The organism is Mycolicibacterium sp. 624 (assembly GCF_040548615.1).
GTDB lineage: Bacteria > Actinomycetota > Actinomycetes > Mycobacteriales > Mycobacteriaceae > Mycobacterium.
On record NZ_JBEPRZ010000001.1, the window covers coordinates 199,622 to 215,321 of the forward strand.

General features: G+C 64.2%; 15 protein-coding genes and 1 pseudogene. 7 read left to right on the forward strand and 9 right to left on the reverse strand.

Annotated features, from left to right (window positions below; genetic code table 11):
- The first annotated feature begins 53 nt into the window (after positions 1 to 53).
- From ABIA65_RS00905 to ABIA65_RS00920, 4 genes are all read left to right on the forward strand, one after another.
- Entirely contained in the window at positions 54 to 473 is a 420-nt protein-coding gene (locus tag ABIA65_RS00905) for a GlcG/HbpS family heme-binding protein (RefSeq protein WP_241401622.1), read from the forward strand.
- Positions 470 to 1,960, forward strand: coding sequence for a gamma-glutamyltransferase (locus tag ABIA65_RS00910; RefSeq protein ID WP_354522320.1), 1,491 nt, complete (start codon positions 470 to 472; stop codon positions 1,958 to 1,960). Before ABIA65_RS00905 ends, ABIA65_RS00910 begins: the two co-directional genes overlap by 4 nt.
- Positions 1,961 to 2,015: 55 nt before the next feature.
- Positions 2,016 to 2,885, forward strand: a complete 870-nt coding sequence (locus ABIA65_RS00915) for a PDR/VanB family oxidoreductase (RefSeq protein ID WP_354522321.1) — start codon at positions 2,016 to 2,018, stop codon at positions 2,883 to 2,885.
- Between the two features lie 126 nt (positions 2,886 to 3,011).
- Positions 3,012 to 3,692 carry a GntR family transcriptional regulator gene (locus tag ABIA65_RS00920; RefSeq protein WP_241401625.1) on the forward strand — a complete coding sequence of 227 codons (681 nt, stop codon included), beginning with the start codon at positions 3,012 to 3,014 and terminating at the stop codon, positions 3,690 to 3,692.
- Between the two features lie 640 nt (positions 3,693 to 4,332).
- On the opposite strand, the gene ABIA65_RS00925 is transcribed toward ABIA65_RS00920, so the two are convergent.
- From ABIA65_RS00925 to ABIA65_RS00945, 5 genes and pseudogenes are all read right to left on the reverse strand, one after another.
- On the reverse strand, positions 4,333 to 5,505 hold the full coding sequence (locus tag ABIA65_RS00925; protein WP_241405893.1) for a CaiB/BaiF CoA transferase family protein: 1,173 nt from the start codon (positions 5,503 to 5,505) through the stop codon (positions 4,333 to 4,335).
- A 29-nt stretch (positions 5,506 to 5,534) separates the two neighbouring features.
- A complete protein-coding gene (locus ABIA65_RS00930) occupies positions 5,535 to 6,689 on the reverse strand; it encodes an acyl-CoA dehydrogenase family protein (protein ID WP_354522322.1) in 1,155 nt (384 codons plus the stop codon).
- 829 nt (positions 6,690 to 7,518) lie between these two features.
- On the reverse strand, positions 7,519 to 7,920 hold the full coding sequence (locus ABIA65_RS00935; protein ID WP_241401627.1) for a VOC family protein: 402 nt from the start codon (positions 7,918 to 7,920) through the stop codon (positions 7,519 to 7,521).
- Between the two features lie 32 nt (positions 7,921 to 7,952).
- On the reverse strand, positions 7,953 to 8,348 hold the full coding sequence (locus ABIA65_RS00940) for a beta-ketoacyl-[acyl-carrier-protein] synthase family protein (protein ID WP_241401628.1): 396 nt from the start codon (positions 8,346 to 8,348) through the stop codon (positions 7,953 to 7,955).
- Positions 8,327 to 8,614 (reverse strand): annotated as a pseudogene (locus ABIA65_RS00945) (thiolase family protein); the annotation flags it as partial. The gene ABIA65_RS00940 and the pseudogene ABIA65_RS00945, both read right to left, overlap by 22 nt.
- A 290-nt stretch (positions 8,615 to 8,904) precedes the next feature.
- Here ABIA65_RS00945 and lysE point away from each other — a divergent pair.
- Positions 8,905 to 9,504 carry an L-lysine exporter gene (gene lysE, locus ABIA65_RS00950; RefSeq protein ID WP_241401629.1) on the forward strand — a complete coding sequence of 200 codons (600 nt, stop codon included), beginning with the start codon at positions 8,905 to 8,907 and terminating at the stop codon, positions 9,502 to 9,504.
- Here lysE and ABIA65_RS00955 read toward each other — a convergent pair.
- Positions 9,455 to 10,855, reverse strand: coding sequence for an MFS transporter (locus ABIA65_RS00955; protein ID WP_502919502.1), 1,401 nt, complete (start codon positions 10,853 to 10,855; stop codon positions 9,455 to 9,457). The genes lysE and ABIA65_RS00955 overlap by 50 nt on opposite strands.
- Positions 10,856 to 10,903: 48 nt before the next feature.
- Positions 10,904 to 11,194, reverse strand: a complete 291-nt coding sequence (locus ABIA65_RS00960) for a hypothetical protein (protein ID WP_241401630.1) — start codon at positions 11,192 to 11,194, stop codon at positions 10,904 to 10,906.
- A gap of 164 nt (positions 11,195 to 11,358) precedes the next feature.
- Between ABIA65_RS00960 and ABIA65_RS00965 the strand changes: the two genes are divergently transcribed.
- On the forward strand, positions 11,359 to 11,733 hold the full coding sequence (locus ABIA65_RS00965) for a heme-binding protein (protein WP_354522323.1): 375 nt from the start codon (positions 11,359 to 11,361) through the stop codon (positions 11,731 to 11,733).
- A 115-nt stretch (positions 11,734 to 11,848) separates the two neighbouring features.
- Positions 11,849 to 12,511, forward strand: a complete 663-nt coding sequence (locus tag ABIA65_RS00970; protein ID WP_354522324.1) for a hypothetical protein — start codon at positions 11,849 to 11,851, stop codon at positions 12,509 to 12,511.
- A gap of 8 nt (positions 12,512 to 12,519) precedes the next feature.
- Here ABIA65_RS00970 and ABIA65_RS00975 read toward each other — a convergent pair whose 3' ends face one another.
- Together ABIA65_RS00975 and ABIA65_RS00980 are read right to left on the reverse strand one after the other, a co-directional pair.
- Complete coding sequence (locus tag ABIA65_RS00975) at positions 12,520 to 14,781, reverse strand: molybdopterin-dependent oxidoreductase (protein ID WP_354522325.1); 2,262 nt, start codon at positions 14,779 to 14,781, stop codon at positions 12,520 to 12,522.
- Between the two features lie 7 nt (positions 14,782 to 14,788).
- Entirely contained in the window at positions 14,789 to 15,640 is an 852-nt protein-coding gene (locus tag ABIA65_RS00980; RefSeq protein WP_354522326.1) for a type II toxin-antitoxin system RelB family anti-toxin, read from the reverse strand.
- Between the last annotated feature and the right edge of the window lie 60 nt (positions 15,641 to 15,700).

Below are 15,700 nucleotides of genomic sequence, written 5' to 3' on the forward strand. Positions count from 1 at the left end.
CGCCCACAAAACGGCTCCAGCGTTAACACCCGTCACAATCGAGAGGAAATCCCTTGAGCAAGATCACGATCGCCGAGGCACGCGAGATCGTCGCCGAAGGACTGGCATCTGCCAACGAACAGGGCGTCGGGATGGCGATCGCCGTCGTCGACTACGCCGGCCAGCTGGTGGCCTTCGAACGTTCCGACGATGCACCCTGGATCGTCTCCGAGGTCGCATGGCGCAAAGCACGCACCGCAGCAGCTTTCGGCAAGGACACCGCCGATCGCGAGCAGGCCTGGGCGCAACGTCCCTTCTTCGCCCAGTCGGTGATCGCACTCGGCAACTTCGTTGTGGGCAAAGGTGCCGTGCCCCTGATCGACGGTGACGAGGTTGTGGGCGCAGTGGGCGCCAGCGGCGGAGTGCCCGATCAGGACCACATCGCGGCAGTCGCCGGTGCATCAGTATTCCGCACCACCGTCGCAACGCAGTGACAACGCCGAGGCCTGGCGCGGTTGCCTCAGGCCATCCACTGGCGACGAAGGCCGGACTCGACGCACTGGCCGCCGGCGGTTCAGCGGTGGACGCGGCCCTGTCAGCTGCATTCACACAATGGACTGTGAACAGCCCCATGTGCGGTCCAGGCGGCGAGATGCTGCTGATGGTCGTCAACGGTGAGCACGTCACCGTGTACGGGGGGTGGTCGCGGACGCCGTCGCGATTGCCCGCCCTAGACCCGATTCCCTACAGCGGGCCCGAGGTAGCGGTGGTCCCCGGCGCAATCCCGGCGGCTTATGCCGCCTGGAAGGACTACGGCGTGCTCTCATGGAGCCGCTTGTTCACCGGGGGCATCGAAGCGGCGGACAATGGGCACAAGGTCACCGATCAGATGGCGGCCAGCTACGCGTCCGTCGCTCGTAAACATCCGTCGACGCTGGGTGACTTCTTCGACCAACAGACCGTTCCCGTGGTTGGCGACACGGTCACCTCCGAGCGATTCGCCAGAACCCTCGCCCTGTTGGCCGTGGAGGGCCCGTCCGCGTTGCACAGCGGCGGCCGCCTGGCTAAGGAGATCGTCAACGCATCCAAGGACGCAGGCGGCTACCTCACTATGGCCGACCTGACAACGGCGGCCCCGCAGGTCTGCGAGGCACCGACTGTCGAGTTGGACGGCGGTCTCCGACTGAGCTTTCCCGGAGCACCGAGCCAAGCGCCCATGATCGCCGAACTCCTTGAGGCGACGGATCCCCAGTACGCCGCGGAGTCAGCCGAATTCGTGACCGACGTGGCTCCCACCACCGAGGCTGCGCTCATCAGACGTTGCGTGGCCGGCCTGAACGGAACTGCAACGGCCATCGCAGCCACCGGCAAGTGCGCTGCCGTCGCCGTGCACAGTTTGGCCGGAGTCCAATACGGCACCGGTTGGATCGCCGGGAACACCGGTATCGCCCTTGGCAACCGGGTCGGCACTGCACACTCCACTCGGCCTGAGCTACCGGGTGCACACCTGCGGCCCGGTCAGCACCCGGCACACACCCTCAGCGCGGTATGGCTAAGGCACGGCAGCCGCTCCGCGCTCATCGCCACTCCGGGCGGCGATCGTCAGGTGCAGTGGTTGGCGCAGTGCGCGCAGCGATTCAGGCAGGGCCACGACATTGAGGACCTCGTGACCGAGCCTCGCTGGTTCGTGTGTCCGGAAGGCGATCGATTTGGAGTCCCGGGCGGCGTTGGCGCGCAATGGTTCTTGTTCGCAGAGCCCGGAGTTCCCTGGCGAGACCGCCGCGAGCTGGCTGGCTACGCTATCAAGTCGGTCGACTCGATCGGCGGCGGCCTGCAGGCCGTCCAGCCCCGGCTGTCGGAGCAATGGTCTAGCGCGTCTGATCCGCGTGCCGGCGGGAGCGCAGCAACCTGGTGCCCTTCCAACGGTATCCGCACTGCACCGACACCGGCCGTCACAGGCCCAGGCGTGCACGATGCATAACGAGACAGTGCTCGAAGTCGTTGCAGTCCAACAGATCGCTGATGAAGTTTGTGCCGTGGATCTCGTTGCGCCCGGGTCCGGCAAGCTGCTCGACTGGCAGCCAGGCGCGCACATCAGTGTGTCTCTGCCGGTCGGTCGCAGGCAGTACTCCCTGTGTGGCCCCAGCGATGCGGAGTTCTACCGGATCGCAGTGCTGCGCTCTCCGACGTCCCGCGGAGGCTCGGCCTACATTCACGACGAGGTTCGGGTCGGCGCACAGCTTCAATGCTCAGCTCCGATCAATCGTTTTCCGTTGGTGCCCGCCGAGAAGTACCTCTTCATCGCCGGCGGCATCGGCATCACGCCGATCCTGGCCATGCTTGTCGCTGCGGAGAAGGCCGGCGCCGACTGGCGACTCGTCTATGGCGGCCGGACACTGGCAACCATGGCCTTCCTCGATGAACTCTCCGCCTACAGCAATCGGGTCACAGTAGTTCCGCAGGACACCGAGGGCCATATCGAACTGGACACCTACCTGGGGTCGGTACAGTCGGAGATGGTGTACAGCTGCGGACCTGAGCCTCTGCTGCGTGCAGTGCAGGAACGCGCGGGCGCATGGGCGGCAGAGCAATTGCATTTTGAGCGTTTCGAGGCCGCGTCTGACTTGGTCACAACGCGCGACGACGACCTGCCCTTCGACGTGTTCTGCAACAAGTCAAACGTCACGGTGCCTGTGGTCGCCGAACAGACAATGTTGAACGCGCTCCTCGAGGCAGGCCTCGATGTCGACTCGGACTGCGAGGAAGGCACCTGCGGCACCTGCGAGATCACCTACCTGGCGGGAACAGCCGATCATAGGGATGACCTCCTCCTCGACAGCGAACGTGCGACGCTCATTCTTCCGTGTGTGTCCCGCGGCCGCGGCGTGATCACCGTTGACCTCTAACCTGAGGGCAAACGAAAGCGGGGCGTGGCCGCCTCAATCAACGTCCACCGCTCAACGCGTTGTACAACGACACCCTCAGGTAAGCTACGATCGACGACGGTATACTGCATGCTGCAAGGGGGTTCGATGACAATCTCGCACCGCTCGCTGCGCGAAACCGTGGCTGATGCGCTGCGCGACATGATCATCACCGGACAGCTCGCTCCAGGAACGCGGCTCGCCGAAGGCGCGCTCGCCGAGCAACTTGGCGTATCTCGTGTGCCGGTTCGGGAGGCTATTCGCGCACTCGAGCCCACAGGCCTGGTGCAGATCGTGCCCCGCCATGGCGCACACGTCGCAACTGTGAATTCTGATGATATCGAGGCGATCCAGGAGATTCGCCGTGTCTTGGAGGGTTGGATCGTCGGCGCGGCCGCTGAGCGACACACAGCCGAGGACATGCCGACGATCGATCGATACCTTGCCGATGGAACAAAAGCGGCCAAGGCGGGTGACACTGTGGCGGCATCGCGCGCCCACAACGGATTTCATCGCGCAATTGAGGCGGCGACCGGTAATCCGCACGCCGCCGTGGCGATGGAACCGTTACGACAACGCACCGAACTGGTGTTCTCGATGATCGGTGCGACGGACAGTGGTTTACAGCAGTGGGAAGAACACCGCGCGATTCGCGACGCGATTGCCGACCGCGACGCGGACAGGGCCCGGACGCTCATCGACCAACACATCACGCAGGCAATGGCTCGCTATCGGGACGCCTTGCAGGCCGCACCGCAAGGTCGATCGACCGTATCGATCCAAAAGTAGCTCATGCGCCAATCACGCGACTCCGAAATGCGACGTTGAGCGTCCCTTTCGCGACACGTCGATGATGATTATCGGGAGCACCGCCAACGAGATCCTGAACGGCGTCACGGCTAAACGAGTCGTCAAATTGGCCGTCAGCCACCTCTGCGGATTTTGCACTGCAGCGCATTCCTCGGCGACCAGGCTCGGAGCCGGTAGGCGTCTACGCGGAAGTGCGGTCAGGTCACGTGTGAATCCCACACCTCAGCGTGGACGTGATGGCGACTGCTGGGTACCCGGTCCACGAGTTCATACGAACAGACTGGTCGCCGCGGCGACCTCGGGGGACACGCCGGGTCGACCACACCGAGCACGCTCCTGCGCACAGTGTCGAACCGCGGTGCGAGGCGGAGTTTCCCCGAGCCGAGGCGCGCAGTAGGAGGTATCCGACGGTACTGATTCGGCGGTTGGACTTCTGCAAGTAGTCAGGAAGGGCAGCGAATCCCCCGAGTCGAGCGCTCAGGTCAGATCGAGGAAGTGGCCAGCTGTTGGGCACACGTCGAGCCAAGAACATCGGCAAAATCAACGCCTTCGGGCGTGCCAACCTTCGATGTAGCCTGCGAGGCCCCGCATCGCTGCCCTAATCGATCAGAGCAACCCCTCAATCTTCTTGTGCAGCAACGATTTTTGTAAGGCTATTCGGATCCCGCCCGAGTTCGGCGAGGATCTGTCCGGTGTGTTCACCAAGCGCGGGCACCGGACCCATCCTAGGTTCGACACCGAGATCGATGGGGGGCAACAGGGACTTGACGGTGCCGCTCTCGGTCAGCGTATCGCGCCAGCGGTCACGACCTCGCAGCACCGGATGGTTCAGGAACTCCGAGACGGTGTTTACCCCGGAAAAGGCGATTCGCGCCGCGGTCAGCCTGGCTTCCAGTGTGTTCGTCGGGTGTGCACCAAAGCACTGCGTGATGACCTCGTTCAGTTCTTCCCGATGAGCTACCCGCAAATTGTTCGACACGAATCGGGCATCGTGTATGAGTTCGGGACGGTCAAGAACCTCCCCGCAGAACCGCTGCCACTCGGGCTCGTTCTGGATGGCGATGAGGATGGTGTGGCCGTCGTCGGCCTGGTAGGGACCGTATGGCGCAATGGTCGGGTGCTGGGCGCCAATTCGGCCGGGCTGGCGTCCCTTACCGGCGGTGAAGTGTGCCGGCTGGCCGACCCACTCGGCGAGCGCTTCGAACAGCGACACCTCGATCGAGGCGCCTTCACCGGTGCGCTCGCGGGCGTACAGAGCAGCCAGAATCCCGCTGAAGGCATACATTCCTGCCGCGATGTCGGCGATCGATACGCCAACTTTCGCGATGTCTACGGGCGTGCCCGTCAACGACACCAGTCCGGTCTCGCATTGCACCAGAAGGTCATACGCTTTGCGGTCCGCCCACGGGCCGTCACTGCCCCACCCTGTAATGCCCACGACAATCTTGCGCGGGTCGATCGCCCGCACCTGGTCGGCCGACAGCCCCAGGCGTGCCGCCGCGCCGGGACCGAGGTTCTGCACGATGACGTCGGCACGCTCGGCCAGCTCATGCAGCACCTCGCGGCCCTGCAGCGATTTGACATCCAGTGCGATGGATTCCTTGGAGCGGTTGAGCCAGACGAAGTAGCTCGACAAGCCATCGACGGAATCGTCGTACTGGCGCGCGAAGTCGCCCGATCCGGGCCGTTCCACTTTGATGACCCGCGCACCCAGATCGGCCAGCTGGCGCGTGGCGAACGGCGCCGCGACAGCGTGCTCCAGCGACAGCACCGTCAGACCACTTAGGGGCAGCCGTCCACCGTGAGTGGGGGCATCGGGCCTCACAGGTCTAGCCCGCCCCGCTTAACCAGCTGCTTGGCGATCACGTTCTTCTGGATCTCATTGGTCCCCTCGCCGACGATCATCAGCGGCGCGTCGCGGAAGTAGCGTTCAACGTCGTACTCGGTCGAGTAACCGTAACCCCCGTGCACCCGGACAGCGTCCAGTGCGATCTGCATGGCGGCCTCCGATGCGAAGAGTTTGGCCATCCCAGCTTCCATGTCGCAACGCTCGCCTGAGTCGAAACGTGCTGCAGCAGACAACAACAGCGCACGAGCAGCATAGAGTTTGGTGCCCATATCGGCCAGCAAGTTGCCCACCGACTGATGCTGCCAGATCGGTTTACCGAAACTCTCCCGGTCCTGTGCGTAGGCGAGTGCATCCTCGAAGGCCGCCCGTGCGACGCCGGTCGCCCTCGCCGCGACCTGAAGCCGGCCAACCTCGAGACCCTTCATCATCTGAGCGAAGCCGTGGCCCTCGCTAGCACCAAGCAGCGCACCGCTCGGGACGCGGCAGTCGGTGAAGTTGATCTCGCAGCTCTCGACACCCTTGTAGCCGAGCTTGGGGAGGTCCTTTGAGACGGTGAATCCGGGGACCTTCTCGACCAACAGAATCGAGACACCCTTGTGGGAGGGCTGGGCTTCGGGATCGGTCTTGCACAGCAGGGCAATCAGGCCTGAGCGTCGGGCATTGGAGATCCACGTTTTGCTGCCATTGATTAGGTACTCATAGCCGTCGCGGCGGGCCACGGTCCGCATCGCCTGCAGATCGGACCCGCCGCCTGGCTCTGTGAGCGCCATGGTGGCACGCAGCTCGCCGGTCGCCATCCGGGGCAGGTAGGTCTGCTTCTGCTCTTCGGTACCGAACTGCAGGATCAACTTGGACACCACACTGTGCCCGCCCATCGCACCGGCAAGGCTCATCCAGCCGCGAGCCAGTTCCTCCGCGACCAGCACGTAGCACGGCATCGACACCTGCCCGAAGCCGTACGGCTCGGGGATGGCGAGTCCGAAAATGCCGATTTCCTTCATTGTCTCGATGAGGTCCTCGGGATAGACATTCGCATGCTCGAGATCCCGCACGACCGGCTTGACCTGCTTCTCCACGAAGTCGTGGACGGTCTTGACGATGGCTTCTTCTTCAGCTGGCAAGTGCATTGTTGTGCCTCCTCTATAGAAAATATTCTATTAATGACGCTGGCGGATGGCAAATCGACAGCGGGCTGAAAGAAGGCGCAATCGAATGCACAGACACTCAGGGATGCCTTGGCCGTCGCACGAGAGGCCGCCACCACCGCTGGCGCCAACTCGCCGAAACCGAAGCCGTACTCGATACCGGACGCCGCCGCGTTGAAGCCAGGGTGAAGTGGCCGATGGGATTACGCAACGCCGCGGGCCATTATCGGCGGCGCCTGCAGCACCATCGCGAGATTCGCCACGACAATTGTCAGGCAAGCAGTAGCCATGGCGATCTGGGACACCACCACCCGCGAGCAACTGGACATTTATGTGACGCGTCGACGCGACGAGTTCCGACAGCGGATCCTGAACCTTGCGCAGGGGGCGACCTAATGAACCTGTTCAGTCTCGCAAATGGCGGAGGTGGTGACGGCCCAAAGGAACCCGGTCGACCGACAAAGTCTCTCCTGCTGCATCTGAACTGGGTCCATGGCTCATTGCAGGAAGACTGGGCGGGATCACATTTGGCGGGCGCCAGAAAAGTCAGCTATGGGTCGTTAATATGTTGCGCAACAGAATGTTACGTGCGTAAAGTCACACTCGGGAGTTCACCGCGCTCAACGAGCGACCATGAGAACAGCCAATGAAAGCGGGCTTGTTCGAGGGCGAGCGACAGATCCCAGTACGCGATTTCCCTGAGTCCGCGATCGTGAAACTTGAACAAACTTCGCACCGCCTCGGCACCCACCCGTCGCTTGCTCGAGCAATCATCCGAAGCCCCGACGGCCAGCCTGTGGACTTGTTGGCACTACTGAGGGGGTGCGAAGAATTCGAGGGCGATGCCATCGGGATCACGGAAGGAGATCCCCGAGCCGTAGTGAGCGCGCTTGATCCCTCCGTGTGAGATCCCGAGCACGTCGAGTCGTTGCTCCCAACTCGTCAGTTCGGCCATGCCGCAGTCAAAGGCGACGTGATCCAAACCTGGTTGCTCAGCGCGGTATGCCTGGGTCGGATCCACACCGGTGTGCTTGTGCAGGCCGAACAACATGCCATTGTCGAGCGCGAAGACGGTGTGATGGAAGGCGCCCGACTCTTCGTCCTCGTCGAACACGGGGCCCGAGTCGAAAAGACTGCGATACCAGCAGGTGCTTGCTTCGAGGTCTGACACGGTAATTGCGACATGAGCGAAGCCGGGGAATGGGCTCGTCATCAAAACTCCTTCAAATGTGGTGAAAATCGGCCTCAGACAGGCACGCGGAGCAGCATGGCCTGCCTCTGACCGCCGCCGCAGATGGCAGTGATGCCGTATTCTATTGATTGGTCACGTATTTCGTATGCCGGTGTCATGATGAGTCGGAATCCCGAGGCTCCGAGCGGGTGGCCAAGGGAGACGGCCCCGACGTTGACATTGACGTTGTCCGTATCAAGATCGAGTTCTCTCGTCGAGGCGACGACAACGCCGGCGAAAGCCTCGTTGATCTCCCACAGGCCGATGTACCCGCGCTGAGGCCGTTCCGGTCTAGCAGCACACGGGCAGCCATCGCGGGTTTGAGGTGCAGTGTGCCCTCGGTGGAGAACGCGGGCCGAAATCGCGCGCGTCCCTGTTCGTCGGTGCCGGCCCTGATGCCCTCGTGGCATTCGAGAAGGTCAGTAAGAACAGTGATCTCGGACCTGAATCGACCGCGTTCGGTCGCAGCATTCGCCCGTCGGTGGCTTTCCGCGGCAAAGGCGTCCTGCTCGGACCGCCCGATTCCCAACGCGAAGTTGGCAGCTTCTGATAGCTCGCCCATGCCGGTGTCGCAGACCGCGCACCAAAGGCCTTCGGTCACAAGCAGGTCCCGTATCTCGGCCGGGCCGACTTTAGCTCCAGCCGGGAGGGCGAGGGCATGACGCGCGCGGCTCATCGATTGGGCATTGGGAATCGTACCGTTCCCCTTGCCCGAGATATCTGCACAGCGCGGCCCCGACGGATTGATACGGCCTCCGATGGCGTCCGTTGGGGTCGACTTCTCATCCAGATGACAACGCTGCCATTCTGTGCCATTTCAGATGAGAGATTTCCACGCAGATTGAGAAGCGCTATTGGTGCACTCTCGTTAATGCCGGTTGCCGAATGGTCTTGCATGAGAATTTCTAATGCATCACAAATATCATTAGCTGTACTTGTTCAGCGTCCACACCTAGCGTCGACGTCATGGACTCGCCCCTGCTCGTTGGCTTCTTCGCGTCATTCGCGCTCATCGCCGCCATCGGCGCGCAGAACGCGTTCGTGCTGCGTCAGGGCATCCGCCGCGAGCACGTGCTGCCGGTGGTGGCGATGTGCACGGTGTCCGACATCGCGCTGATCGCGGCGGGTATCGGGGGCGTCGGCGCCCTGATCACCGCCCACCCGAACGCGGTCAACGTCGCCAAGTTCGGCGGTGCGGCGTTCCTGATCGGCTACGGTCTGCTCGCGGCGAAGCGCGCCTGGCGGCCGTCGGCCCTCACCCCATCGGACGCGGCGCCGGCCCGGCTCGGCGCCGTGCTGATCACCTGCGCGGCACTGACGTTCCTCAACCCCCACGTCTACCTCGACACCGTGGTGCTCCTCGGCACGCTGGCCAACGAAAGCGGCGACGGGCGTTGGCTGTTCGGCGTCGGTGCGGTCACCGCCAGCGCCGTGTGGTTCACCAGCCTCGGGCTCGGAGCGCGCCGACTGGCCGGGCTGTTCGCAACGCCGTCGACATGGCGCATCCTCGACGGCATCATCGCCGTGATGATGCTCGCCCTCGGTATCTCGCTGGCGGTGTCCTAGATCCCCGAGGCTCGTCGTTGTTCGAGCTGCCTGCGTCTTGATCCGGCCTGGGTCTGGCGCCCAGGTAGACCACCACGGCAGCCGCGGCCAGGGACAGTGCCCCGACCACCCACATCGCGGCCTTGGCATCGCCGGTCAGATCGGTCAGCCACCCGGTGATGTAGGGACCTCCGAAGCCGCTGAGGTTCCCTAGCGAGTTGATCAGGGCGATTCCGCCGGCCGCGGCGACACCGGTGAGGAATGTCGAGGGCAGCGCCCAGAACACGGGTAGGGCACACATGACCGCGCAGGTGGACACCGTGACGGCGACCATCGCCAGATAGGGGTCGGTCATATAGAGCGCGGCGGGTATTGACACCGCCCCGACGATCGCCGGGATCGCGACGTGCCATACCCGTTCGCCGGTCCGGTCGGCGTGGCGCGCCCACGGCACCATCACGATGGCGGCGATGACGTAGGGAACAGAGGTCACGAGGCCACGCTCGACAACGCTCATATGCGTGCCGTACTGCTCCTGGAACCCGGCGACGATGGTCGGGAGAAAGAACCCGACCGCGTAGAGGCCGTATGCGATTCCGAAGTAGACAAATGCCAGCATCAGGATCCTCGGATGACTAAGCGCCTTCTTGAGCGGCCAGTGCTGGCCGGTCTGGGCACTCAGTCGTTCGTCGTCCAGTGTTGCCTCCAACCAACGCTTTTCAGCAGGTTCAAGCCACGTGGCATCGGCTGGTCGGTCGGTCAAGTAGAACCAGCAGACGAACGCGAGAACGACGGCGGGCATGCCCTCGACTAGGAACAGAAGGCGCCAGCCGTCGAGGCCGAAAAGTCCGTGCCCCCAATCGATGATCAGCGACGACATGGTCGACCCGATGGCTGTGGATACCGGCACCGCCACCATGAACAACGAGATCGCCTTGGAGCGATGCCTTTCCGGGAACCAGAAGGTGAGGTAGAGAATGATCCCGGGGAAGAATCCCGCTTCCGCCACACCGAGCAGGAACCGCAGGACGATAAGGGTTTCCGTGTTGGGCACGAATGCGATCGCACTGCTGATGATTCCCCACGTCAGCATGATGCGTGCAATCCAGCGGCGACCGCCGAACTCGTTGAGCGCGATATTGCTCGGCACTTCCAGCAGCAAGTACCCGATGAAGAAGATGCCCGAGGCGAATCCGAACGCCTTGGCGCTCATCCCAAGGTCCTCGTTCATGCCGTTCGGACCGGCGAAGCCGATGTTGACGCGATCGAGGTAGTTGACGAAGTAGAGGAGTACCAGGAACGGAATCAACCGGCGGCTGACTTTCGCCATCGTCTTGATTCCGATGGCCGAATCAGCGAGGTGCGTGCTCACGCTGACATTCTGTGTCGCCGGATGTCAGCCCGGGGCAAGACGGGAAACCTAGTGGCGGGGACCGATTCCACCGCCACCGCCCCCGCCGCCACCGGGGCGCCACGGATGGTCTGGACGCCAGTCCGGCGGGCCCAGTTCGATCGACAGGCCCGCGTCACACAGGTAGTCGTACTCACACGGGTACGGCGTGTAGGGGCCCGGACCCGGCCCCGTTCCGCCGTCCGGACCACGGACGTCGCCCTGAGCGCAGACGCTGACGCCGTTCGACACGGTGCAGTCCGCGGAGGCCAGCGGCGCAGCGGCAAGGACGAACGGCACAGCGCCCACCGCCAAAGCCATAAACGGGTACAACCGCCGAAACGGCACGGCCGACTCCAATCGCCGATCGAGGTCTTGTATCGCGTGACCTTAACCTCTGCGGGCATCGGGAGCAGCGGTGATTAGACCGGCGACACGCGGGTAGCCCCACTGCAACACATACAGCAAACCGAGGAGGTTCGACGATGAAGACCACACGCATCCGCACCGCGGGACTGGTCACCGGGCTGGTAGCGGCGACCATCGCCGCTCCGATCGCTTCTGCGGCACCCGATCCATGCAGCGCAGACAACATTTCCGGAACCGTGAGTACGGTCACCGGCCAGGCCAGGGACTACCTGAACGCACACCCGGGCGCCAATCAGGTGGTGTCGGCCGCACGCACGCAGCCGCGGCCCGAGGCGGAGGCCAACATTCGTGGCTACTTCACCAACAATCCGCAGGAGTACCACGAACTGCGTGGGATCCTGACGCCGATCGGTGACACGCAGCGTCAGTGCAACGTCACGGTGCTCCCACCGGATCTGGCGTCGGCATACGACACGTTCATGGCCGGCTGACACCGGTTCGGAACTTCGCCGACCATCCCCCCAGCCGTCACCTCGGTGACGGCTGGGTGTCGACCGCGCCCTGTGCAATGGCGGCCATCCGTACTCGACCGGAAGGACCGTCGCCATGCCAGACACCGACACCACCCTCGAATGTGACGAAATGATCGTCCGCGACGAACCCGTCGAGGTCACCGCATCGGTGGTGCCCACCGATGACGAGGTACCAACCGAGGATCGGCCGACCCGCAATCTGGTCATCCGCCAGGTTCTCGAACGACAGCTCGTCGCCGGGCAGGGATTGAGCACCGACCTGGTCGAGGCCGCGATCGACGCCACTGTGGCCCTGGCGCACTCCCCCGCCACCGTGGTGAATGAAATCCGCAGCGGCGCAGACCTTCCCAGCGCTCTGGCCCGCACCGGTGCCGGTGTGCGCGAGGCCGTGGCCGAGGCAGGCGGACGTGTCCGCGCCGTCGTGGGTGGATACCTCGTCTCCCAGGCAACACTGCCGAATGCCGTGATCGCGGGCACCGCCGGTATCGCCGAGACCATCGTGCGGGCTCAAGGCATCGTCACGACCTCGGCGCTGGACACCGCCTTCACGCTGGCCGCCGTGGCCGCACAGGGTGGCGACGTCCGAGACGCCTTCGCCCGGGAGCGCACCGGCGTGCAGGACAGCATCGACGTAGGCCGAGACCGCATCACCGCGTCGGTGGCGCGGGCCCGCGACGAGATCCGCTCGGCCATCAAGGACTACGACACCATCGGGGACGCATTCGGCGACCGCTGACGTCCTAGTCAGGCCACCGGTGCCACCGCGACGGGGATGCCGTTGACCGCTGCATTCCCGCTCGGCACATCCACGAACGCCACCGGCGACAGGATGTTGCTGTTCACGCCCGGGTGCGCGGATGCCACGGCCGTGCGCAGACCGGGGCGGTCGTGACCCCAGCCGTGTGGCAGGCACACCACGCCGGGACGGATACCGGAGTCCAATTCCACTGGCACATCAATGGATCCGGACGCTGAGGTCACGGTGGCCAACTCGCCCTCGGCGAGCCCGAAGCGAGTGGCGTCGTCGGGGTGGATCTGCAGGGTGCACCGATTGGACCCCTTCACCAGAGCCGGGACGTTGTGCATCCACGAGTTGTTGGACCGCAGCTGTCTGCGGTTCACCAGTACCAGGTCGTCGGCAGGCCGGCTCAGTCGCGCGGCCAGACGCGGCAGGTCCGCGGTGATATGCGGTGGCGCCAGCACGACCTTCCCGTCGGGAACGTTGAGCACCTCGGCGAGTCGAGGGCGGTTGGCGCCCAGGTCAATTCCGTGTGGGTTCTCCAGGAGCAGGTCCAGAGACAACCCGTCCGCCACCTCGCCGTACCGGTCGCCGAACGGTCCTGTGCGCAGGGTGAGGTCGAGCAGCCGCTGCGGTCCGCCAGTGCTGAACCGTCCCTCCTGTTCGTATCGTGCGCGCAGCGCGGCGCCATCGAATCCCTTGATGGAGGCCATGACGTCGAACAGGCCGTTGTCGATGACGCTGACGTCGACCTCGTCGGCGGCCTGACCCTGGCACGCACACGCCAGGCGGATCAGGATCTCCCACTCCTCAGGCCGGCCATCGGCGGGCGGGAAGACAGCCGGCGAGTAGTTCGCGCCGCTGCGCACCGCGAAATTCCAGATGAGGTCGTCATGGTGAGGCTGCTCGAGCGGAGACAACCCGGGCAGGATGACGTGCGCGTGCCGGGTGGTCTCGTTCATCCAGTTGTCGACGCTGATCATGCAGTCCAGTGCCGGCAGGGCCCGATCGAGAAGCTCGCCGCCAGGTGCGGACAGCACGGGATTGCCCGCCACCGTGAACAGCGCCCGGATCTGCCCGTCGCCCGGGGTGGCGACCTCCTCGGCCAGGCACGACACCGGCACATGACCCAGGATCTCGGGAGCACCCCGCACTCGCGTCTTCCATCTCCCGAAGTTCGGGACACCCTGTTCGAGCCCGGGCATCGGAAGTTCAGTGAAGGACCACGCCGAGGGTGTCGGGAACAGCAGACCTCCCTCGGCGTCCATATGCCCGGTGATGATGTTGACGACGTCCACCAGCCAGGACGCAAGAGTGCCGAATTCCTGGTTGCAGGTGCCGATCCGGCCGTACACCACCGCGCGCTCCGTGGAGGCCAGCTCGCGGGCCAGAGTGCGAATTCGACCGGCCGCGATGCCCGTGACAGCCTCAACCCGCTCCGGAGTCCAGTCCTCCAACAGATCGCGCAGCTCGTCGAGCCCGTCGACGAGCCCCTCCGCGGCACCCAGACGCACCAGGTTCTCGGCGAAGATCACCTGGCACATCGCGGCAAGGAACGCGGCGTCGGTACCGGGGGTGATGGCAAGCCACTCGTCGGCCTTGGCTGCGGTCGCGGTGCGCCGCGGGTCGATCACCACCACCTTGCCGCCGCGCTTGCGGATCGCGGTGATCTTGCCGATGACATCCGGGCAGCTGAGCAGCGATCCCTGTGAGACCGCAGGGTTGGCGCCCATCACGACGAGCATGTCGGTGTGCGGGATGTCCGGGACCGGGATCTTCCACATGCCGCCGTACATCAGGTGCGAGCTGACATTCTTGGGCCACTGGTCAACGGTTCCGGAGCTGTAAATCATTGGAATGCCGGACATCCCGATAAGCACCCCGGCGTAGCGGCTGAGGCTGAAGCCGTGCGCCAACGGATTGCCCACATAAGCGGTGACGGCCTCGATACCGTGCTCCGCGATCACGGGGCTCAGCAGCTCCGAACAGCGTCGGAACGCCTCCGGCCAGCTCGCCTCCCGCCAACGCTCCCCCTCGCGGATCATCGGCACCCGCAGCCGATCGGGGTCATGGTGCATCGCACCGAGTGTGGTCCCCTTGGGACAGATGTGGCCTTGGCTCCACACGTCGAGCCGGTCGGGTTTGATCTGCACCACCTGATCGCCCTCGACGTGAATGTCGAGCCCGCACATGGCTTCGCAGAGTGGACAGGTGCGGTGGTGGACGGTGCGTGCGGCAGGATCTAGCGCCGAAACTTGGTCGGTCATGGGACTCCTATGTCGATCTCAACCAACCGCCGGAATCTAACGCCGATACCTGGATCTGTAAAGCAGGTATCAGGCGGCGATACAGATACGCGCGTAAACCACCCTCGGTCTGACAACGCGTCCCGTCGTCGACCATGAGGGACACCACGAACCTCATCACGGTCTCGGCGATCTCGTCGAGTTCGTCCGCCACCTGCGGCTCCCACGTCAGCAGCGGTAACAGCGCTACGCGGGACACCTCGACCGCGTTGGCCGCCAGCACCTCGCCAGGGCGGATCAGCCCCAGCAGCGAGGCCGCGGGATCGCGACGGTACTCCATGACCACGGTGACCACCGACTCCACGACGAACTCCGCCCCAGAGTTCGTTCCGGCTGCCGCAACGGCCGTAAGTTGAGCCGAAATACGCTGTGCCGCAGCTGCGGAGACAGCAAAGAGCAGGTCGTCGCGGGAGCCGAAATACGAATAGACCGTGGGGCGACTCAGCCCCGCCCGCACAGCCACCTCGCTGACGGTGGTCCTCTCCCAACCCACGTCGATGAGGCATTCGACTGCGGCATCGACGATGCGCTCCACCGTCGAGGAACCGCCGCCGTGCACCTGTCGATCCAGTGCCTGCACGACGGCCGGACCAGTACCCCTCGTCGTGCCGTGCGCACCGCCCTCAACCAGGGAAAACTCCAAGTCAAGCTCGCAAAGCCGAATCAAGCGCAGCACATCATCGAACTTCATCGACGAGGTGCCGTTCTCCCAGCGAGCAATGGACGGTTGCGCTGTGCCCGCACGGGCAGCGAGTTCGGCCTGAGTGAGTCCAGCGCGCTGCCGAGCCTCGCGGATCAGAGCCCCTCCGGAAGGCTGCATGGCCAGAAATATACCAGTTCAGTTATATTCTGGTCGAGGGATCTTTGGGCACTCGGCAAC

Excerpts from the sequence above, each read along its gene's own strand:
- ABIA65_RS00920 (WP_241401625.1), top strand. The coding sequence starts at position 3,012 with ATGACAATCTCGCACCGCTCGCTGCGCGAAACCGTGGCTGATGCGCTG.
- ABIA65_RS00930 (WP_354522322.1), bottom strand. The coding sequence starts at position 6,689 with ATGCACTTGCCAGCTGAAGAAGAAGCCATCGTCAAGACCGTCCACGAC.
- ABIA65_RS00935 (WP_241401627.1), bottom strand. The coding sequence starts at position 7,920 with ATGACGAGCCCATTCCCCGGCTTCGCTCATGTCGCAATTACCGTGTCA.
- ABIA65_RS00940 (WP_241401628.1), bottom strand. The coding sequence starts at position 8,348 with ATGCCACGAGGGCATCAGGGCCGGCACCGACGAACAGGGACGCGCGCG.
- lysE (WP_241401629.1), top strand. The coding sequence starts at position 8,905 with ATGGACTCGCCCCTGCTCGTTGGCTTCTTCGCGTCATTCGCGCTCATC.
- ABIA65_RS00960 (WP_241401630.1), bottom strand. The coding sequence starts at position 11,194 with ATGGCTTTGGCGGTGGGCGCTGTGCCGTTCGTCCTTGCCGCTGCGCCG.
- ABIA65_RS00965 (WP_354522323.1), top strand. The coding sequence starts at position 11,359 with ATGAAGACCACACGCATCCGCACCGCGGGACTGGTCACCGGGCTGGTA.
- ABIA65_RS00970 (WP_354522324.1), top strand. The coding sequence starts at position 11,849 with ATGCCAGACACCGACACCACCCTCGAATGTGACGAAATGATCGTCCGC.
- ABIA65_RS00975 (WP_354522325.1), bottom strand. The coding sequence starts at position 14,781 with ATGACCGACCAAGTTTCGGCGCTAGATCCTGCCGCACGCACCGTCCAC.
- ABIA65_RS00980 (WP_354522326.1), bottom strand. The coding sequence starts at position 15,640 with ATGCAGCCTTCCGGAGGGGCTCTGATCCGCGAGGCTCGGCAGCGCGCT.